At 64.0% G+C, this 19802-nt stretch carries 18 protein-coding genes; 13 read left to right on the forward strand and 5 right to left on the reverse strand.

All coding sequences use genetic code 11. From position 1 onward, the window contains the following. Window positions 1–221: 221 nt before the first annotated feature. The 6 genes from ACETK3_RS00380 to ACETK3_RS00405 all read left to right on the forward strand — a co-directional run bounded on the left by ACETK3_RS00380 (window position 222) and on the right by ACETK3_RS00405 (window position 6008). A complete protein-coding gene (locus ACETK3_RS00380) occupies window positions 222–1322 on the forward strand; it encodes an ABC transporter ATP-binding protein (RefSeq protein WP_373992339.1) in 1101 nt (366 codons plus the stop codon). Continuing rightward, a complete protein-coding gene (locus ACETK3_RS00385) occupies window positions 1322–2044 on the forward strand; it encodes an ABC transporter permease (RefSeq protein ID WP_237428583.1) in 723 nt (240 codons plus the stop codon). Before ACETK3_RS00380 ends, ACETK3_RS00385 begins: the two co-directional genes overlap by 1 nt. Next, window positions 2041–2787 (forward strand): ABC transporter permease, encoded by a 747-nt coding sequence (locus ACETK3_RS00390; protein ID WP_237428582.1) that lies wholly within the window; start codon window positions 2041–2043, stop codon window positions 2785–2787. Before ACETK3_RS00385 ends, ACETK3_RS00390 begins: the two co-directional genes overlap by 4 nt. Then, a complete protein-coding gene (locus ACETK3_RS00395) occupies window positions 2784–3746 on the forward strand; it encodes an ABC transporter substrate-binding protein (RefSeq protein WP_236799015.1) in 963 nt (320 codons plus the stop codon). Before ACETK3_RS00390 ends, ACETK3_RS00395 begins: the two co-directional genes overlap by 4 nt. Window positions 3747–3883: 137 nt before the next feature. Continuing rightward, window positions 3884–5104 carry a pyridoxal phosphate-dependent aminotransferase gene (locus tag ACETK3_RS00400; RefSeq protein WP_373992340.1) on the forward strand — a complete coding sequence of 407 codons (1221 nt, stop codon included), beginning with the start codon at window positions 3884–3886 and terminating at the stop codon, window positions 5102–5104. Window positions 5105–5153: 49 nt separating this feature from the next. After that, the gene (locus ACETK3_RS00405) at window positions 5154–6008 is read left to right on the forward strand and encodes a polyphosphate kinase 2 family protein (protein ID WP_373992341.1); all 855 of its coding nucleotides are present in this window, start codon (window positions 5154–5156) and stop codon (window positions 6006–6008) included. A gap of 102 nt (window positions 6009–6110) precedes the next feature. On the opposite strand, the gene ACETK3_RS00410 is transcribed toward ACETK3_RS00405, so the two are convergent. Together ACETK3_RS00410 and xseA are read right to left on the reverse strand one after the other, a co-directional pair. Further along, complete coding sequence (locus tag ACETK3_RS00410) at window positions 6111–6329, reverse strand: exodeoxyribonuclease VII small subunit (RefSeq protein ID WP_236799012.1); 219 nt, start codon at window positions 6327–6329, stop codon at window positions 6111–6113. After that, window positions 6326–7696: an exodeoxyribonuclease VII large subunit gene (gene xseA, locus ACETK3_RS00415; RefSeq protein ID WP_373992342.1), complete on the reverse strand. Its 1371-nt coding sequence runs from the start codon at window positions 7694–7696 to the stop codon at window positions 6326–6328. The genes ACETK3_RS00410 and xseA overlap by 4 nt, the downstream gene beginning before the upstream one ends. Window positions 7697–7856: 160 nt before the next feature. On the opposite strand from xseA, the gene ACETK3_RS00420 reads away from it, so the two are divergent. Together ACETK3_RS00420 and ACETK3_RS00425 are read left to right on the forward strand one after the other, a co-directional pair. Further along, complete coding sequence (locus tag ACETK3_RS00420; protein ID WP_373992343.1) at window positions 7857–8708, forward strand: hypothetical protein; 852 nt, start codon at window positions 7857–7859, stop codon at window positions 8706–8708. A 9-nt stretch (window positions 8709–8717) separates the two neighbouring features. Next, the gene (locus tag ACETK3_RS00425; protein ID WP_237428578.1) at window positions 8718–9797 is read left to right on the forward strand and encodes a 4-hydroxy-3-methylbut-2-enyl diphosphate reductase; all 1080 of its coding nucleotides are present in this window, start codon (window positions 8718–8720) and stop codon (window positions 9795–9797) included. Window positions 9798–9886: 89 nt separating this feature from the next. On the opposite strand, the gene ACETK3_RS00430 is transcribed toward ACETK3_RS00425, so the two are convergent. Beyond that, a complete protein-coding gene (locus ACETK3_RS00430) occupies window positions 9887–11113 on the reverse strand; it encodes a DNA recombination protein RmuC (RefSeq protein ID WP_373992344.1) in 1227 nt (408 codons plus the stop codon). A 90-nt stretch (window positions 11114–11203) separates the two neighbouring features. Between ACETK3_RS00430 and ychF the strand changes: the two genes are divergently transcribed. Beyond that, entirely contained in the window at window positions 11204–12289 is a 1086-nt protein-coding gene (ychF, locus tag ACETK3_RS00435; protein WP_236799007.1) for a redox-regulated ATPase YchF, read from the forward strand. 294 nt (window positions 12290–12583) lie between these two features. Here ychF and ACETK3_RS00440 read toward each other — a convergent pair whose 3' ends face one another. Both ACETK3_RS00440 and ACETK3_RS00445 read right to left on the reverse strand, forming a co-directional pair. Beyond that, a complete protein-coding gene (locus ACETK3_RS00440) occupies window positions 12584–13363 on the reverse strand; it encodes an alpha/beta fold hydrolase (RefSeq protein ID WP_373992345.1) in 780 nt (259 codons plus the stop codon). A 123-nt stretch (window positions 13364–13486) separates the two neighbouring features. After that, window positions 13487–13912: a DUF3788 family protein gene (locus ACETK3_RS00445; protein ID WP_237428576.1), complete on the reverse strand. Its 426-nt coding sequence runs from the start codon at window positions 13910–13912 to the stop codon at window positions 13487–13489. A 153-nt stretch (window positions 13913–14065) separates the two neighbouring features. Here ACETK3_RS00445 and ACETK3_RS00450 point away from each other — a divergent pair, with 153 nt between their 5' ends. The 4 genes from ACETK3_RS00450 (at window position 14066) to ACETK3_RS00465 (ending at window position 19794) form a co-directional block, all read left to right on the forward strand. After that, entirely contained in the window at window positions 14066–15838 is a 1773-nt protein-coding gene (locus ACETK3_RS00450) for an ABC transporter family substrate-binding protein (protein ID WP_237428575.1), read from the forward strand. A gap of 274 nt (window positions 15839–16112) precedes the next feature. Continuing rightward, window positions 16113–17801: an ABC transporter substrate-binding protein gene (locus ACETK3_RS00455; RefSeq protein ID WP_236799004.1), complete on the forward strand. Its 1689-nt coding sequence runs from the start codon at window positions 16113–16115 to the stop codon at window positions 17799–17801. A gap of 126 nt (window positions 17802–17927) precedes the next feature. Further along, complete coding sequence (locus tag ACETK3_RS00460) at window positions 17928–18860, forward strand: ABC transporter permease (protein ID WP_373992346.1); 933 nt, start codon at window positions 17928–17930, stop codon at window positions 18858–18860. Next, the gene (locus ACETK3_RS00465; protein WP_236820136.1) at window positions 18850–19794 is read left to right on the forward strand and encodes an ABC transporter permease; all 945 of its coding nucleotides are present in this window, start codon (window positions 18850–18852) and stop codon (window positions 19792–19794) included. The genes ACETK3_RS00460 and ACETK3_RS00465 overlap by 11 nt, the downstream gene beginning before the upstream one ends. The last annotated feature ends 8 nt before the right edge of the window (window positions 19795–19802 follow it).

A 19802-nucleotide genomic window follows, 5' to 3' on the forward strand; every position in this document is an offset into this window, starting at 1 on the left:
CGCGCTGATGCCACCTCAACAGGAGTGGTGCGCGTCCCATTCCGGACACCCATCCGTGCAGGACAGGGTACCGAATGGTCACAGTAGGGATTCCTTTGCGGGGATTGGGGCTTTAGCTGCTGAAGGCCGCCCCCGTTTGGGTTACCGTAACTATCAGCGTGCTGATGGCAGTGTCGCGGTGCTGAAAGCAGCCCGTCCAAGAGAACAGGTAAGTCCGCACCATGGACCAGGCGATGATTGAGTTCCAGAGCGTTACCAAGCAGTACCCGGGCGGCCAGCCCGCCGTGGACGGGTTGTCCATGTCCATCGCCAGGGGCACGGTCACAGTCTTCGTGGGCCCTTCCGGCTGCGGCAAAACAACGTCCCTCCGGATGATCAACCGTATGGTGGAGCCCACATCCGGGACCATCACTGTGGATGGCCGGGACGTCACCTCCGTGCCGGCGGCCGAACTGCGCCGGTCCATGGGCTACGTCATGCAGTCGGCAGGGCTGCTGCCGCACCGCTCGGTGCTGGACAACATCGCTACCGTTCCCAGGCTGAATGGGGTTTCGAAAGCTGACGCCCGCAGGCGCGCCGAGGAGCTCCTGGACGTGGTGGGCCTGGCGCACTCCCTGGGCACGCGGTATCCGTCGCAGCTGTCCGGCGGCCAGCAGCAGCGCGTAGGCGTAGCGCGCGCCCTCGCTGCAGATCCGCCCATCCTCCTCATGGACGAGCCGTTCAGCGCAGTGGACCCGGTTGTCCGGGACGAACTCCAGCACGAGCTGCTGCGTCTGCAAAAGGACCTGGCCAAGACCATCGTGTTCGTCACCCACGACATCGACGAAGCCACCATCCTGGGCGACAAGGTTGCCGTCTTTGCCACCGGCGGCAAGCTGGCCCAGTACGCCACCCCTGAGGAAATCCTCCGGGCGCCGGCCAACAACTTCGTGGCGTCCTTCGTCGGCAGGGACCGCGGCTTCCGGCACCTGGGTTTCAGCCCGTCCGACGGCGTGGTGATCCACCCGGTGCCCACGATTATCCGCGCCGCAGGGGGATACGAGTCCGATTCCAGCGCAGCCGGCGGATGGCAGCTGGTGGTGGATGCGGACATGCAGCCTCTGGGATGGTCCGCGCCGGGCACTGAAACCGAGCTCGTTCCCGGCGGTTCGCTGTTCCGCCCTGGGGAAAGCCTCCGGCGGGCCCTGGACGCAGCCCTGTCCTCGCCGTCGGGCCTGGGCGTTGCCGTCGACGCCGACGGCAAGGTACTCGGTGTGGTCCGCGGCGGTGAGGTGCTGGCGCTCATCGAAGAAGCGCGCCAGGTGCGGCAGGCTGCCCTCTGATGGAATGGTTCCTTGCCAACACCGGCATGATCCTGGAACGCGGCGGCCAGCACCTGGTGCTGGCCATCGTTCCCATGGTCCTGGGCCTGCTGATTTCCATTCCGCTGGCGCAGCTGGCACGGCGGAACAGCGCACTGCGCTCCGTGGTGCTCACGGCCTCCTCGCTCCTGTACACCATTCCTTCGCTGGCTCTGTTCATCATCCTGCCGACCATCCTGGGCACCCGGATCCTGGATCCCCTCAACGTGGTGGTGGCACTGACCATCTATGCGGTGGCCTTGCTGGTCCGCGCCGCCCTGGACGCCTTCGACTCCGTTGACGCGGACATCAGCCAGGCCGCGCAGGCCATGGGCTTCAAGCCGCTGGCCCGGTTCCTTCAGGTCGACCTGCCGCTCTCCCTGCCGGTCCTGTTCGCCGGACTTCGCGTAGTGTCCGTCAGCAACATCTCGCTGGTCAGTGTTGCGGCACTCCTGGGTGTCGGCAACCTGGGGATGCTCTTTACCGACGGCCTCCAGCGGGATTTTGTCACCGAGGTGGTGGTGGGCATCATCGCCATCCTGGTCCTTGCGCTGCTGATGGATGCTGTCCTGGTCCTGCTGGAACGCATCCTCACCCCGTGGGAGCGGGCCGGCAGCCGGCGGGACCGCGGCGTTGGGCGTGCCCCTGCGGACGTGCCGGCGGCTGCGGAGCGGTCTGCGTCAACGGCGGGAGGAGCATCGTGAGCAACGTCTTTGCCGATACGTTCGCCTGGCTCACCGACCCGGAGCACTGGTCCGGAAGCATGGGCATTCCTGCCCGCATGGTCGAGCACCTCCAGTACACCGGCCTGGTCATGCTCATCGCCACCGCCATCGCCGTTCCCGTCGGGCTTTTCGTCGGCCACACCGGAAAGGGCCGGGTGGCCGTCGTGGCGCTGGCCGGGGCCCTCCGTGCACTTCCCACCCTTGGCCTGCTGATCCTGTTCGTGCTGCTGGCCGGAATCGGACTGATGCCCCCGGTGTGGGCCCTGGTGATCCTCACCGTCCCGCCGCTTCTGGCCGGAACCTATGCCGGAATATCCAGTGTGGACCGGAACGTGGTGGACGCCGCCCGTGCCATGGGCATGACGGAACTGCAGGTCCTGTTCCGGGCCGAGCTGCCTAATGCGCTCCCCGTCATGTTCGGCGGATTCCGGACCGGCGTGCTGCAGGTGATCGCCACTGTCTCCGTGGTTGCCTATATCAACCTCGGCGGCCTGGGCCGCTATCTCTTCGACGGCCTGGTCCTCAGCGACTTCCCCCAGATGCTGGGAGGCTCCCTCCTCATCGCGGTGCTGGCCATCGCCGTCGACCTCGTCCTGTCCCTGTTCCAGAGGCTGTTCCTGACCCAGGGGCCCTCGAAGCTGTCCTATCGCAGCCAGGAGGCTGCGGTTGATCTCACAGACCCCGTTGTTGCGGAGACTGTTGTACAAGGAGGTAAGTCATGAAAGATAGCCGTCCCCAGCGCCTCGGAAGGCGGGCATTCGGTGGCCTCGCCGCCGGGGTTGGCCTGGCCGTGGTGCTGTCCGCCTGCGGCGGTTCATCCGATCCCCTGAAAAACCCGCCGGCATCGAGCAGCGGGGCCTCCGGCCAAGCCACCTCCCTGGTGGTGGGTTCGGCCGACTTCCCCGAGAGCCAGATCATCGCCGAACTCTACGCAGGCGCGCTGAACGCCAACGGGATCACCGCCACCACCAAGCCGAACATCGGCTCCCGCGAGGTCTACTTCAAGGCAGTCCAGGACGGCTCCGTGGACGTGGTGCCGGACTACAGTGGCAACCTGCTGCTGTACGTGGACAAGGAAGCCAAGGAAGTCTCCGCCGGCGACATCGCCAAGGCACTGCCCGGCAAGCTGCCGGAGGGGCTCGGCGTGCTGGACGCATCCAAGGCTGAAGACAAGGACGCCATGGTGGTCACCAAGGCCACCGCGGAAAAGTACCAGCTGAAGTCCATCGAGGATCTGGCCAAGGTCTGCAGCGAGATCGTGGTAGGGGCACCCGCCACGTTCGCCGAGCGCGCCTACGGCCTGCCGGGCCTGAAGAAGAACTACAACTGCGTCCCCAAGAAGCTGGAGCCCTTCAGCGACGGCGGTGGCCCGGTGACGCTGAAGGCGCTGCTGGAGGACCAGGTGCAGGTGGCTGACATCTACACCACCACGCCCTCCATTGCCGACAACGACCTGGTGGTGCTGGATGATCCCAAGAACAACTTCATCGCCCAGCAGGTCCTGCCGCTGTACAACAAGGCGAAGATGACGGACAAGGCAAAGCAGGCTCTGAACTCGGTGTCCAGCACGCTCACCACCGATGACCTGATCAACCTCAACCGTGCGGTCAGCGGCAGCCAGAAGCAGGACGCCAAGACGGCGGCCACCAACTGGCTCAAGGAGAAGGGCATCGTCAAGTAGGCATCACGCCCCTCCGGCGAGGGGAGCTTCTTTAATGACGACGGCGGCTGCCGGACTTTCAAAGGTCCGGCAGCCGCCGTCGGCCATGTGGTGGATGTCTCAACGGGGATGCATCCTTCCTGTGGCATATTTGAGGAATGGCAGAATTCAGGCAGTCCACGAAGCTTCACAACGTTCTCTATGACATCCGTGGACCGATTCTGCAGGCCGCCCAGCAGATGGAGGCGGAGGGCCACCGGATCCTCAAACTGAACATCGGCAACCCGGCCCCGTTCGGCTTCGAGGCACCGGACGCCATCCTCGTGGACATGATCCGCCACCTGCCGCACGCCCAGGGCTACAGCGACTCGCGCGGCATCTTTTCCGCCCGCACTGCGGTGTCGCAGTACTACCAGACCCGCGGCATCCAGAACATCCACGTCGATGACATCTACCTGGGCAACGGTGTCAGCGAGCTCATCACCATGTCCCTGATGGCGCTTCTGGACTCAGGCGACGAAGTCCTCATCCCGACGCCGGACTACCCGCTGTGGACGGCCTCCGTGGCGCTCGCCGGCGGTAAGCCCGTCCACTACCTTTGCGACGAGGAATCCGGGTGGCAGCCTGACCTTGAGGACATGGAAGCCAAGATAACGGCTAGCACCAAGGGAATCGTGGTCATCAACCCGAACAACCCGACGGGCGCCGTCTACCCGGAAGAGACGCTGAAGCGCATTGTTGCCCTGGCTGAAAAGCACGGCCTGGTGGTCTTCGCCGACGAGATCTACGAAAAAATCCTGTATGAGGACGCCGTCCACATTAACCTTGCCAAGCTCACGGACGACCACGTCCTGTGCTTGACGTTCAGCGGGCTGTCCAAGGCCTACAGGGTGTGCGGCTACCGGGCTGGCTGGATGGCCATATCCGGCCCCAAGAAGGAGGCCGCCGACTACCTCGAAGGCATCAACCTCCTGGCCAACATGCGGTTGTGCGCCAACGTCCCGGCCCAGCACGCCATCCAGACCGCACTGGGCGGCTATCAAAGCATCAACGACCTCATCCTCCCCGGCGGCCGCCTGCTGGAGCAGCGGAACAAGGCCTATGACATGCTCAACGCCATTCCCGGCGTCAGCACCCAGCAGGCCAGGGGCGCGCTCTACCTCTTCCCGCGCCTGGACCCCGACGTCTACCACATTCGCGATGATGAGAAATTCGTCCTCGACCTGCTGAGGGAACAAAAGATCCTCGTCTCCCATGGGCGCGCCTTCAACTGGGTCCGCCCCGACCATTTCCGGATGGTGACGTTGCCGAACGTGAAGGACATCGAGGAGGCCATTGGCCGTATGGGGGACTTCCTAAGCAGGTACCAGGGGAACTAGCCTGTGCTCACGGGCCCCTGCCCGTGCAACCCTTGGCGAAAGGATTCTCATGGCCCGCGTCGTTGGCTTCGACCAGCATCCTGCCCAAACCCTTCGCGCGGGGGAGGGTTTCTCCCTTGCCGCCGTGGATCCCAACTCAACGCCCGGCTACAGCGGAACCAAGGATGACGGCAAGCTGCTCCTCGCGGAGATGGACGACGAACTTTCCGAACTCCAGGAAAAGCTCTTTGCGGAGTCCCGCTTCGGCGGAACCAAACGGGTCCTGCTGATCCTGCAGGCCATGGACACCGCCGGCAAGGGCGGGATCGTCAGCCACGTCATGGCATCGATGAACCCGCAGGGCGTCCACTTCAAGGCGTTCAAAGCCCCCACCGACGAGGAAAAGTCCTACGACTTCCTATGGCGCGTCGAGAAGGAAGTGCCGGCCGCCGGGATGGTGGGTGTCTTTGACCGTTCCCATTACGAGGACGTCCTCATCCACAGGGTCCACGGCTGGGCCAGTCCGGATGAAATCAAGCGGCGGTACGTTGCCATCAATGAATTCGAGGCGAGGCTGACGGATTCCGGTACCAAGGTGGTCAAGGTGATGCTGCACATCAGTGGGGACGAACAGAGGGAACGCCTGCTGGCACGGCTGGACAACCCTGCCAAGCACTGGAAGTACAGCCACGGCGACCTGGACGAGCGCGCTTTTTGGGACGATTACATGAGTGCCTACCAGGCTGCGATCGACGAAACGAGCACGCCGGTCGCGCCCTGGCACGTCGTCCCGGCCAACAAGAAATGGTATGCCCGGATCGCGGTCCAGCAACTGCTGCTCGGCGCCCTCTCCGGGATGAACCTCAAATGGCCAAAGGCTGAATTCGACGTCGCCACAGAGCGGGAACTGGTGGCCCGTTCCTGAGGATCGCTCCCGTGAATCGACTGTGTAATCGTTCCGCTGGCCTGCTGCTGCCGGTCCGTTGACTGGGCTGCGTTGACCGGCTGGCGACAGTGGCCGGGCTGCCTATAGCGGCTGGTCGCGGGCTGCAGCCAGGCGCTTCCGGGCGCCTTCCAGCCACTCCTCGCAGCGCGCCGCCAGCGCCTCGCCGCGCTCCCACAGCGCCAGGGATTCCTCGAGGCTGGCGCCTCCCGCCTCCAGCTTGCCCACTACAGCGATGAGCTGCTCCCGCGCTTCCTCATAGCTCAGTGCTGCGACATCCGACCCTGGTTTTTGTTCAGTCATGCTTTTTCTTCCAATTCCTGGTGGTGGTCTGGTTTCTGGTGGTGGTCTTGGTTTCCTGCCTGGAATCCGCCGGTGGACTGAACGGGTCCGGTGGACCTGGCGCCGAAACGTCCCTCCGCCACGCGGATGGACAAGGCTGCACCCGCAGGCGCCTCGGCAGGGCGGCGGACCACTGCGTGCCCGGCTTCGGCGATCCGTGCGGCCTGGTCTCCTGCCAGTTCGACGACGGCGTACCCCCTGTCCAGCGTCTTCTGCGGGGACAACGCGCGTACCTGGGCTTTGAGGTGCTCAAGCTGGTCTGCTGCCCGCACCACGGTGGAACTTACTGAAGCGGAGGAACGGCGCAGAAGCCGTTCAATTTCCTCGGCCCGGAGCGAGACCATGCCCTCGGGCGCCGCCATGACCGGCCGGGAATGCAGTGCCGCCAATCGGTCCGATTCCCGGTCCACCAGCCGCTCCATGCAGCGGCGCAGCTGTTCACGCGCCTGGCGCACTCCGGCAAGCTCTTCTGAGACTTCCGGCACGATCCGCTTGGCGGCATCGGTGGGGGTTGAGGCGCGCAGGTCCGCGACGTAGTCCAGCAGCGGGCGGTCTGCCTCGTGGCCGATGGCGCTCACCACGGGAGTGGCGGCCGCAGCCACCGCCCGGATCAGGTCCTCGCTGTTGAAAGGCAAGAGGTCTTCCAGCGCACCGCCGCCACGGGCGATGACGATGACGTCCACCTCCGGCCGGGCATCCAGTTCCCGCAGGGCACGGACCACCTGGGCCACAGCTGTGTTTCCTTGGACGGCCACCTCGCGGATCTCAAATTCCACCGCCGGCCACCGCAGGGCTGCATTGCGCAGGATGTCCTTCTTTGCATCGGAGTCGCGGCCAGTGATGAGGCCGATCCGGTGCGGCAGAAGGGGCAGGGGCTTCTTCCGGGAATCTGCGAACAAGCCTTCCGCCGCCAGGGCCTGGCGCAACCGCTCGATCCTGGCCAGCAGGTCACCCAGTCCCACGGGCCTGATGTCCCGCACCAGCATGTTGAGCCTGCCCGTTTTCAGCCAGAATTCCGGCTTCAGCAGTGCCACCACCCGCGACCCGCGCTCCAGTGGAAGGTTCTGGCGTTCCAGCACCTTGGTCCATACGGAGGCAGGCAGTGAGACCTCGGCGTCCACGTCGCGAAGGGTCAGGTAGGCGTTACTTCCGCGCCGGTTCAGCTCGATGACCTGGCCTTCCACCCATGCGGACGGAGTGCGGTCAATGTGGGCCTTCAGCTTCTGCGACAGCAGCTGCAAGGGCCACGGGTTATCCGGGCTGGTTTCAGCTGCGGTAGCCGGCAGCGTCGTGGGGGCGGTACCCGGAAGGGATGCCTGCTCAGACATGCGGATGCCATTGGGAAGCTGGTGCTGCGGGCATGCGGTCCTTCATCTCTTGGGGGCGTTCAATCAACCTTATCCATATGGTCTAGCACCGGGGGCTGACAGGGACAGTCCTCCGTCCTGCCTAGGATGGGTAAAGGCCCCCAACCCCTAAGGACCTGTTGTGCGCACCTTTGTCTCTGCCATTGCCACCGTGCTGGGCATCCTCCTGGCCGCCGTCGCCGTTCCCGCTATATGGGTGGATCGGAACATCGTCCAGGAAGATGGGTTCGTCCGCCTCGCGGCTCCGCTGGGCAAGGACTCGGACTTCCAGCGAAAGCTTGCTGCGGCGGCGGTGGGAACAATTGACACCGGAGCAGTTCCGGGCTTTCTTTCGGGGCTGGTCGAACCGATGCTTGAGAAGGCGGCGGAGTCGTTGACCGGGCTTCCCGGTTACCCGGCGGCTTGGGAGGAAACGCTGCGCCGAAGCCACCGCCTGAGTTTTGCGGAGCCTTCGGCGGATCCCCAGGATGGCGCCTCGCCGTCGTCGCTGACTCTGGACGTGGCCCCTTTGGTAGCCCTCGGCTCGGAGGAAATCTCCCGGACCACGCGGCTTCCACTCAACCCACCGGAGCAAACCCTGATCAACGTAGGCCAGCCTGCGCAAAGGGAGTGGACGGAACGGCTGGCCACCTATGCGCCGATGGGCTACATCCTGGCCATGGGTTCGGCCGTAGCCTTTCTGCTGGCGCTGGTGGCTGCACGGCGCCGCTGGACCGTTCTGTTGGCAGCAGGCCTTGGGGGATTGGCGCTCGCCGCTCTGTGGGGAGCTGGCTCGCAGCTGGGCTCGGCCCGTGTGCAGTCGACGGACACCGGCAATGCCGTGGCCAACATGTTCCGTGACGAGTTCCTGGCCGCCGCGGGCGCGGACTTCCAAGGATGGATCACCACCGCCGCAATCACGGGTGGCGTCCTGGTGGCCTTGGGCATTGTGACCTTGTTCGCATCCCGGAAACGGGCGCGGACCAGCCGGTAACATGGAGGGATGACCACCACGGCCGTACCCCTTTCGATGCCAACCATTCCACGCAGGCGCCGTTCGCCTGAGGAAGTAGCAGCCGCAGCCCCCGTCAACGGCACCAAGAAGGTGCTGCTGGCTGCCCCGCGCGGCTACTGCGCCGGCGTTGACCGGGCCGTCATCGCGGTCGAGAAGGCGCTGGAGCACTACGGCGCGCCCGTGTATGTCCGCAAGCAGATTGTCCACAACGTCCACGTGGTCAGCTCCCTGGAGGAAAAGGGTGCCATCTTTGTGGACGAGACCGACGAAGTCCCGGAAGGCGCGCTGGTTATCTTCTCCGCCCATGGCGTGTCCCCGGCAGTGGTCCAGTCCGCGGAAGACCGCGGCCTGCGCACCATCGATGCCACCTGCCCGCTGGTCACCAAGGTGCACAGGGAAGCCGTCCGCTTCGCCAAGGACGATTTCGACATCCTCCTGATCGGCCACGACGGCCACGAGGAAGTGGAAGGCACCGCCGGTGAAGCGCCGGAGCACATCCAGATCATCAACGGCCCCCACGAAGTCGACAAGGTGACCGTCCGCGACCCCGAAAAGGTCATCTGGCTTTCCCAGACCACGCTGAGTGTTGACGAGACCATGGAAACCGTCCGGCTGCTCAAGGAACGGTTCCCCACCCTGCAGGATCCGCCCAGCGATGACATTTGCTACGCCACCACCAACCGACAGGTGGCCATCAAGAAGATCGCGCCCAAGGCTGACCTGGTGATCGTGGTGGGCTCAGCCAACTCGTCCAACTCCGTCCGGCTGGTGGAGGTGGCGCTCGAATACGGCGCCAAGGCCTCGTACCGGGTGGACTTCGCCAACGAGGTGGACGAAGCGTGGTTTGAAGGCGTCGCCAGCGTGGGTGTCACGTCGGGGGCCTCCGTTCCCGAGGTGCTGGTCCAGGACGTGCTGAGGCTCCTGGCCGACTACGGTTACGGCAAGGTGGAGGAAGTGGTCACGGCTGAAGAAGACCTGCTGTTCTCGCTGCCCAAGGAACTCCGCGCAACCCTGAAACAGTCCGGTGACGTCAGCCGTGCCCTGGGCGGCCGCAGGGCCCGCAACTGAACGCAACCACGGCACATAGCCGGCGTACGTAGAACGGACGGGGCCGGGCAGTCAGCGACTGCCCGGCCCCTCCTGCCTTCACCGGCACTTCAGGCGGCTTCGTCATCACCTTGAAGTTCGGGCGCCACCAGCGCGCGCGGGGTTACCTCCACCAGCGGAGGCGCGGCGAGGCCCGACTCTTCCAGGCTGTTGAGCTTCCGCGCGGTGGGCAAAATCCGCGCTTCCAGGGTGCCGACCATCGCGTTGTAGCGGTCCACGGAGGTCTTCAGTGAGGAACCCAGCTTGCTGACGTTCTCACCCAGCGTGCCCATCCGGTCGTACAGCTGCCGCGCGAGCTCGAACAGTTCGCGTGCACTGTCCGTCAGGACGTCCTGGCGCCAGGTGAAAGCCACGGACTTCAGCACGGCCAGCAGGGTGCTTGGGGATGCGAGGACAACATTGCGGGACAGCGCATGGTCCAGGAGCCCGGCGTCAGCTGTCAGGGCGGCGGCCAGGATGGACTCGGCCGGGATGAAGCAAACCACCAGTTCCGGCGAATTCCCCGGGATGTCCCAGTACTTCTTGGTGCCCAGCGCATCGACATGGGCCCTCAAGGCCTTGGCGTGCGCGGCGAGCAGGGCCTGTTGGTTCCTGCCATCGCTCGCCGAGGGTCCGGCCGGCCGGCCCGTGCCTGGATCCACGGCGCCCAGTTCCTGTGCCTCGAGGTAGGACGAGAGCGGGACCTTGGCATCGACCACCAGCTGCTTTTCACCCGGCAGCTGCACCACCAGGTCCGGGCGGACAGTTGAGTCGTGGCCGGCGCTGTGGACCTGTTCCACGAAGTCCACGTGGCGGAGCATGCCTGCGGCCTCTACCACGCGCCTAAGCTGCACCTCGCCCCACTGGCCCCTGGCGCTGTTGGAGCGCAATGCCGACTCCAGGGCATGCGTGGACCGGATGAGCTGTTCATCCGACAGCCTGGCCTCCTGCAGCTGCTGGGCCAGCTGGCCGTATTGCTCAACCCGGTCCCGCTCCAGCAGTGCCACCTGCTGCTGGACGGCAGAGAGCTTCTCGGCCACCGGGGCCAGGGCGCGCAGCACGCTGCCGTCCTGCGTCCTTGCCTCGCCCAGCTCACGGTTCTGTGCAGCCAGAAGCCGCCGCTCGGCGTCGGCCGCTGCAAGCTGGGCCGTTACCTCTGAAAGGCGGGACGATACCTGGTCAAAGTCTGCCTCCAGCCCATGCGAGTTCCGGCGCAGGGAAAAGTAGGTGGCAGCGGCGCCGGCAAGGGCGCCCAGCAGCAGCATGAGAAGGGCCAGAATCAAGGCAAAAGCATCCATGGCTTCACTGTTGCACGGGGCTCTGACATTCACCGGCAGTGACATTCCCCGGTACTGTCCCCGGCGGCCCGGCGGGTAGAATCAATGCTCGTGGCTCTTACTATTGGCATCGTCGGACTGCCCAACGTCGGCAAATCAACCCTCTTCAACGCGCTTACCCGCAACCAGGTCCTGGCCGCGAACTATCCGTTCGCCACGATCGAACCCAATGTGGGGGTGGTGAACCTCCCGGATCCCAGGCTTCAGAAGCTTGCCGGCATCTTCGGTTCCCAGCGCATCCTGCCCGCAGCCGTGTCCTTCGTCGACATTGCCGGGATCGTGAAGGGTGCATCCGAGGGGGAGGGGCTGGGCAACCAGTTCCTGGCGAATATCCGCGAGGCCGAAGCCATTGCCGAGGTTGTCCGGGTCTTCGACGACCCCGACGTGGTGCATGTCGACGGCAAGGTGGACCCGCGCTCGGACATGGAGACCATCAACACCGAACTGATCCTCGCGGACCTGCAGACCATCGAAAAGGCCATCCCGCGGATCGAAAAAGAAGTCAAGATCAAGAAGCGCGAAGCCGCCGAACTCGCAGCCATCAAGGCCGCGCAGGCAGTGCTGGAGCGTGGTGACACCATCTACTCCTCCATCAAGAGCGACAAATTGGAGATGGAACACCTCAAGGAACTGGGCCTGCTGACGGCCAAGCCCTTCATTTACGTCTTCAATGCCGACGAAGGCATCCTGGGCAGCCCGGAGAAGCAGGAGGAGCTGCGGGCCATGGTCGCTCCGGCAGACTGCATTTTCCTTGATGCCAAGCTCGAAGCGGACCTCGTCGAACTGGATGAGGAAGAAGCCCGCGAGATGCTCGAGATGAACGGCCAGGACGAGTCCGGCCTGGACCAGCTGGCCCGCGTCGGCTTCCACACCCTGGGGCTGCAGACCTACCTCACGGCCGGCCCCAAGGAAGCCCGGGCCTGGACCATTCGGCAGGGGGATACGGCACCGCAAGCGGCGGGTGTCATCCACTCCGATTTCCAGCGCGGCTTCATCAAGGCCGAAGTTGTTTCCTTCAATGACCTGGTCGAGGCCGGCTCCATGGCCGAGGCAAAGTCCCGCGGCAAGGTGCGGATCGAAGGCAAGGAATACGTCATGGCCGACGGCGACGTGGTTGAATTTCGGTTCAATGTGTAGTTTCTGACCCTCGTGAAACCTCTGGGAAGGCCGCCAAGAACACTGTTCTTGGCGGCCTTCGCCTGTATCCACGGTCGATAAAACCTATCCCGGCAAGAATTGATTGCGGCTCGTTTTCGGCGGGGATAAGCGGGTCGTTCGAGCATTCCCCTTACGCCCGTCCGGGCATGAGTAGGAGCGTTTTGGAATCAAGGTTTGGTGAGCAGGGGCGTGACGGAGACTTGGCTCTTTGCCGCGCTCGAAGCAATGTACCCCGCCAACACTGCCCCAAGGCCAATGACTCCGCCGCGCAGCTCAGCCCGTGCTATCGAGGATCAGGCGTGCCGTTTCCGTTGGTTGGTCCCAGTGTGGGAAGTGACCGGAGTTTTCGAACCAGTGGAGGGTGGCATCCGGGAACAGCTCCGCGGCACGCGCCGCCTCACTGGGAGGGGTGACCTTGTCCTTCCGCCCCCATCCGATTACCACTTTGCCCTTGAGTGAACCCGCCGGTGCGCCTTCCTGGCGGGGACCGTGAATCAGCGCGTTGAGGGCCGGGTCCAGGCTGGTCGATGTCTTGAACCCGCGAAGCTCATGCAGGACAAGATCCTGCGGCAGTTTCCAGGGATGGGCGGAGAACTGAGCCAACAGGGCCGTGCGGCCCACGGGGTTGCCCGTGAGGAAGGGGAGTGCCGGTTGGATGCGGCGCACCAGTGCGACGGATGCTTTGATGCTTGCCCCAAAGATCGCTGCCTGGCGGTCATTCCAGAAGCCACCAGGGTCCAGGGCGATCGTGGTGGCAGCGTGCCCTCGTCGCGCCATTTCCATTGCCATCCGGGCGCCCATGGAGCTGCCTACAAGATCAATGTCATCCAGTTTCTCGTCGCGGATAAAGGCTTCGACGGCATCGGTCAGCGTGGCAATGGTGGTTTCGCCGGTCAGCGGCGCGGATTCGCCGCAACCGGGGAGGTCGATGGCAATCACATCGCGTTCAGCAGCTAGCGCCGGGATTACCGGGTTCCAGTTACCAATACTGGAACCGAGTCCATGGATCAGGAGGAGTGGCTTACCGGAGCCTTGCCGGGTTGAGTGCAGCATGCCTTCACTCTAGGGGGCGGTGCAATGTGTCTGGCCAACACCGGCCTCGTTCCGCGTCAACGTCTGGGCCCGTGGCGGCCACGGCACCATGACGTGCCCGCTTCCTTGGGGGGGCTGCCGCCGCTACCGCGCCCGAAGCTTGTAACGGACCACCTCGATGGCGGCCCCGATATCCTCCGGCGAGCGGATCCGGACGACGACCGGCAGCATCGCTCCGGACATCTCCACCCCGGTGATCTGGGCCCGGAGGTTGTCAGGAAGGGGCAGCGCGGCGAGGTCATTGCGGTGTCGGGCGGAGAAGTAGCACGTGACCGTGGCGTAGCCGTCCCAGACCGCCAACCACGCCATATTCTTGCTGCCCCGGAGAGCCTTGCACAGCCATCCGCCGTCCCGGTAGTGGTGCCACGACAACTCCAGGCCAAGGTCGGGTCGGGACAACAGCTCCTTGAGGTCGTGCCAGGCGGCGAAGGAAGCACCCAGATGCTGGCGGATCTGTTCGTCGTCGGGCATGCGGCCGGGATCGGTCAGGACAGCGACACGGCCAGGCACGGGTTCATAGTAGCGGCCCGGTGGGGGGGGGGACTACAGGGTCCAATGCCCCACATCAACGACTGACCGGCCTGACAGCTTATCCTGAAGTGGTAGGGCGCGATTGGGCGGCCCGGGTCCCCTCCTGGAGAGGGAAAAACACAAGGAGGCGGCATGCCGGTACGGCGTCTGATTCAGTTGCTCGTCGCCGCATTGTCGGCCGCCCTTGTTCTTTCCGGCTGCTCGGGTGGCAGCGCCCCGTCCGTTGTGGTGGGGGAGGCGAAGCGCGGCGGCAGCGTCACGGTGGCGGAGGTCAATGCCTTCTCGTCGTTCAACCCCTACAGCGCCAACGGCAACACTGACATCAATTCGAAGATCGGTGCCATCACACATTCGGGCTTCTTCTACCTTGATGACACGTCCAAGGTTGTCCGGAACGACAAGTTCGGCCATTTCGAGAAGGTATCCGACCAGCCGCTCAAGGTGAAGTACACGGTCAACGAGGGCGTTAAGTGGTCGGATGGTGCGCCCATTGGCGCAGCCGACCTCCTGTTGAGCTGGGCCGCCGGGTCCGGCTACTACGATGATGTCGATCGTGCTGCCGGCAAGGGAACCAAGTACTTCTCGGTTGCCTCCGACACCACGGGGCTCGCCGGCACCCTGTTCCCGGAAATCGGATCCGACGGGCGTTCCATCACCATTGAGTACGCGGCACCATACGCCGACTGGGAAGTGGCGTTCGACGTCGGGCTCCCCGCCCACGTCGTTGCTGCCAAGGGCGGACTCAACGATGAGGAAGACCTGGTGACGTTGCTCAAGGACACGCCTCGGGGCAACCCGGAAAAGCCGGTGTCCAACCCCGCACTCAAGAAAATCGGCGACTTCTGGAACACCGGATTCAATACAAAGGCCGTTCCGGATGATCCGGCACTCTACCTGTCCAGCGGCCCCTACATCGTCCGCGATATCGTCCCGGAAGTCTCGATGAAGCTGGTTCGCAACCGGGACTACACATGGGGCGCGGAACCCTGGCTGGACGAAATCAATGTCAGGTTCACCGGGGCAGTACCGGCGGCAGTGGATGCCCTCCGCAACGGCCAGGCTGACATCATTTCGCCGCAGCCCTCAGCCGCTACGGACAGTCTCCTCACCGGCCTGTCGGGCCAGGGCATCACCGTGCAACGGTACAAACAGTCTGGCTATGACCACCTGGATCTCAACTTCTCCGGGACCTTTGCCGACAAAGACGTCAGGGAAGCCTTCCTCAAGACCGTGCCGCGGCAGGCAATCATGGACGCCGTGGTGGGAACCCAGGTGCCGGACAACAAGCCATTGGACTCGCAGGTATTCCTGCCGGGACAACCGAAGTACGACGACACCGTGAAGAATAACGGCTCTTCGGACTACGCCAAGGTGGACATTGACGGGGCAAAGAAGCTCCTGAAGGACACCACCCCCAGCGTCCGCGTACTTTACAACCGGGACAACCCGAACCGGGCCAAGGCGTTCGCCCTGATCCGCGACTCGGCCGCGCTGGCCGGATTCCGGGTGGTCGACGGCGGACAGGGCAGTGCCGACTGGGCTGCCGCGCTAAGCCGGGGCGGATATGACGCCGCCCTGTCGGGATGGATCGGCACAGAGGCCGGTGTCAGCCGGGTGCCGCAGATTTTCCGCACCGGTGCGGGCAGCAACTTCACGGGATATTCCGACGGCGGCGCGGACAAGGTTATGGAGCAACTGGCCGTGACCACGGACCTGGGCAAACAGGATGAGCTCCTGGCGGAAATCGATAAGCACATCTGGGAGGACGCGTATGGCCTCCCGCTCTACCAAACGCTGGGAACAACCGCCTTCAATTCCCGGGTAGCGGGCATCAAGACCAGCCCCGGCCCCCTCGGCATCTGGTGGAACGTCTGGGAGTGGCGGCTGTCCAACCCTGCCAGGTGACCTAGGGTCTTTCGCCCCTTGCGCAGCGCTCTTTGGCCCGATTCGCCGTACGGCTTACCGGCGAGTAGCATGTGACGTGCCTAACTTCCCTCCATTTGCCGGGGTATTGTACTGCGCCGGTCACGGTTTGGCAACGGAGTACCAATATCTGGACTACGTGCGGTTAGGCTAACTCGTATTGTGTAGGTTTCGTCACAGCGGTGAGCTGCGTGCAGCCTGCAGGGGAAGCACAAGATTCCCCTATATATCTCTCCCACAACTCATAGGAGGCGGAATGCGTTTTACGCGCACTTCCAAAGCACTGGGCATCGTGGCAATCGCCGCGCTTGCCCTGACCGGGTGCGGCGCCGGCGGCGGCGGCAGCACTGAAGGGTCCAGCAATGCTGCCGGCGATCCGAACAAGGTCATCACTGCCTACAGCAACGAGCCACAAAACCCGTTGCTGCCGGCAAACACCAATGAGGTTTACGGCGGCCGCGTGGTCGAGCTCCTCTTCGAAGGCCTGCGCACGTACGATGCCAGCGGCAAGCCGGTCAACGCCCTCGCCGATTCCATCGAGTCGTCCGACGCCCAGAACTGGACCATCAAGGTCAAGCAGGGCCAGAAGTTCACCAACGGCGAGGCCATTACGGCTAAGACCTTCGTTGACTCCTGGAACTTCGCTGCAAACTCCAAGAACCTGCAGAACAACGGATTCTTCTTCGAGTCCATCGCCGGTTACGAAGACGTTTCGGCTGTGAACTCGCAAAAGGGTGCTGACGGCAAGACCACCACCACCCCGGCCCCCAAGGCTGACACCATGTCCGGCCTTGCAGCAACCGATGATTCCACCATCACGGTCAAGCTGGCCCAGCCTGAGGCTGACTGGTCCCTGCGCCTCGGCTACTCCGCCTTCTTCCCGCTTCCTTCGGCAGCGCTGACCGACCCCAAGACCTTCGGTGAAAACCCCGTCGGCAACGGTCCGTACAAGTTCGAAAAGCAGGGTTCCTGGGTCCACGACCAGTCCATCTCCCTGGTAAAGAACGCGGACTACAAGGGCCCGCGCGAAGCCAAGAATGGTGGCGTGACCTTTAAGTTCTACACGGATCCGGGCCCCGCATACACGGACCTGCAGTCGGACAACCTGGACATCACCGACGTTCTTCCGTCCAACGCACTGAAGACCTACGTTTCCGACTTCCCGGACCGCAACGCCACCAAGGCCGTTGCCACCAACTCCACGCTGAACATCCCGCCGTACAACCCGAACTTCCAGGGTGAGGCCGGCAAGCTGCGGCGCCAGGCACTGTCCTACGCCATCAACCGCGAGGAAATCGCCAAGGTGGTCTTCAACGGCACCCGTACCCCTGCCAAGGCATTCGTCCCGCCGGTCATCGACGGATTCAAGGAAGGCCTGAAGGGCAGCGAAGTCCTCAAGTTCGACGCCGCCAAGGCCAAGGACCTGTGGGCACAGGCTGACAAGATCCAGCCCTACGACGGCTCCAAGCCGCTTCAGATCGCCTCCAACACCGACGGCGGCAACAAGGAATGGATCGACGCCGTGGCCAACGGCTTCAAGAACAACCTCGGCATCCAGGCTGAAATCCAGCCCTTCGCCAAGTTCGCTGAAGTCCTGAACCTGCGCAAGTCCCAGCAGCTGCCCGGCCTGACCCGTGCGGGCTGGCAGGGCGACTACCCGTCGCTGTACAACTTCCTGGGACCGGTATGGGCCACCAACGCTTCCTCCAACTACGAGAAGTACTCGAACCCTGAGTTCGACAAGCTCCTCAAGGAGGGCCTGGCTGCCAAGAGCACGGATGAAGCCAACGACAAGTTCAACCAGGCACAGGAGATCCTGTTCCAGGACCTGCCCGGCCTGCCGCTCTGGGATCAGGCCCGCCCGATCGTTTGGAGCAACAACATCGTGAAGGCCGAAACCGGCTGGAACGGCGGCATCCTGTACTACGGCATCACGGCCAAGTAGTTCCAAGAAATAACTTGCCGACAAGCTGATGGGGGTTCCGGTTACGTCCGGGCCCCCATTGGCTTGCAAGCGGCAGGAAGGCATTCATGAACGTGTTCTCCCCCTTACCGGAAGGCAGGTGATCCTGTGATCCGGTTTATTCTGCGCCGACTCCTGCAGGTGATCCCTGTTTTCCTCGGCACTACCCTCCTGGTGTACTACATGGTGTTCGCCCTGCCCGGCGACCCCATCGCCGCGCTGTTCGGCGACCGCCAGCCCCCGCAGGCAGTCATCGACACCCTGCGCAGCCAGTACAACCTCGACCAGCCCTTCTGGGTCCAGTACGGCCTGTTCCTCAAGAACCTCTTCACCTTCAACCTGGGCAATGACTTCACCGGCCAGCCCATTGCCGCCAGCCTGGCCCGTGTCTTCCCCGTCACAGCCATGCTCGCCATCGAGGCGTTGGCGATCCAAGCCATCTTCGGCGTGGCCTTCGGCGTGTTCGCCGGCCTGCGCCGGGGCGGTTGGTTCGACTCCACCGTCCTGGTGGCTTCGCTGGTGGTCATTGCAGTTCCCACCTTTGTCCTCGGCTTCGTCTTCCAGCTCGTCTTCGGTGTGCAGCTGGGCTGGGCCAAGCCGACGGTGGGTGCGAATGCGAACTGGGGCACACTGTTGCTGCCCGCAATTGTTTTGGGGCTTGTCTCCTTTGCCTACGTCCTGCGCCTGACCCGCGCGTCAGTCAGCGAAAACATGAACGCGGACTACGTGCGGACCGCCACGGCCAAGGGCCTGTCACGTCCCCGGGTGGTCCTGGCACACATCCTGCGCAACTCGCTGATCCCGGTGGTGACCTACCTGGGCGCCAACCTTGGCGGCCTGATGGCGGGCGGTGCCATCGTTACCGAGGGCATCTTCAACGTTCCCGGCGTTGGCAACAAGCTTTACCAGGCAGTCCTCCGCAGTGAAGGGCCCACCATCGTCTCCATCGTCAGCGTGCTGGTGCTGGTGTTCGTCGTGGCCAACCTGCTTGTCGATCTCCTGTACGCCTGGCTTGACCCGAGGATCCGCTATGACCAGTAATAACAGCCACTTCGTGGCCCCCATTGAAGAGACGCCGCTGCAGGCAACGGATGCCGTCAAGACTGACCAGGCCCCACTCAGCCTGTGGGCCGACGCCTGGCGCAAGCTCCGCCGTCGTCCGCTGTTCATCATCTCGGCACTGCTGATCCTTGCCCTGATCGTCATTGCGCTGTTCCCTGGACTTTTCACGTCCACGCCGCCCAACGAAGGCTGCGAACTCGGGAACTCGGAAGGCGCGCCCAGCGCCGGACACCCGTTCGGCTTCACTTTCCAGGGCTGCGACGTGTACTCCAGGGTCATCCACGGCACCCAGGCCTCGCTGTCAGTGGGCCTGCTCTCGGTGCTGTGCGTCCTGGTGATCGGCGTGACCCTTGGCGCCCTTGCGGGATACTACGGCGGCTGGATTGACGCTGTGCTTGCCCGCTTGGGTGACATCTTCTTCGCGCTGCCGCTGGTACTCGGCGCTCTGGTGATCACCCAGCTGCCGCTGTTCCGCGAGAACAAGAGCGTGTGGACCGTGGTGTTCGTCATCTCGCTCCTGGCCTGGCCACAGATGGCGCGCATCACGCGCGGTGCAGTCATTGAGGTGCGCAATTCCGACTTCGTCACCGCAGCCCGCGCGCTGGGTGTTTCCAAGTTCGGTGCGCTGATGCGCCACGTCCTGCCGAACGCCCTGGCTCCGATCATTGTCCTGGCAACGCTGGAACTTGGCGTGTTCATCGTGGCCGAAGCCACCCTGTCCTTCCTGGGCATTGGCCTGCCGCAGAGCATCATGTCCTGGGGCAATGACATCGCAGGCGCCCAGGCCTCGATCAGGACCCGGCCGGAAATCATGCTCTACCCGGCCGCGGCGCTGTCCATCACGGTGCTGAGCTTCATCATGCTGGGCGATGCAGTGCGCGACGCCCTTGACCCGAAGAGCCGTCAGCGATGAGAGAAAAT

The sequence above is a fragment of the Arthrobacter sp. E44 genome (assembly GCF_041877125.1).
Classification (GTDB): Bacteria; Actinomycetota; Actinomycetes; order Actinomycetales; family Micrococcaceae; genus Arthrobacter.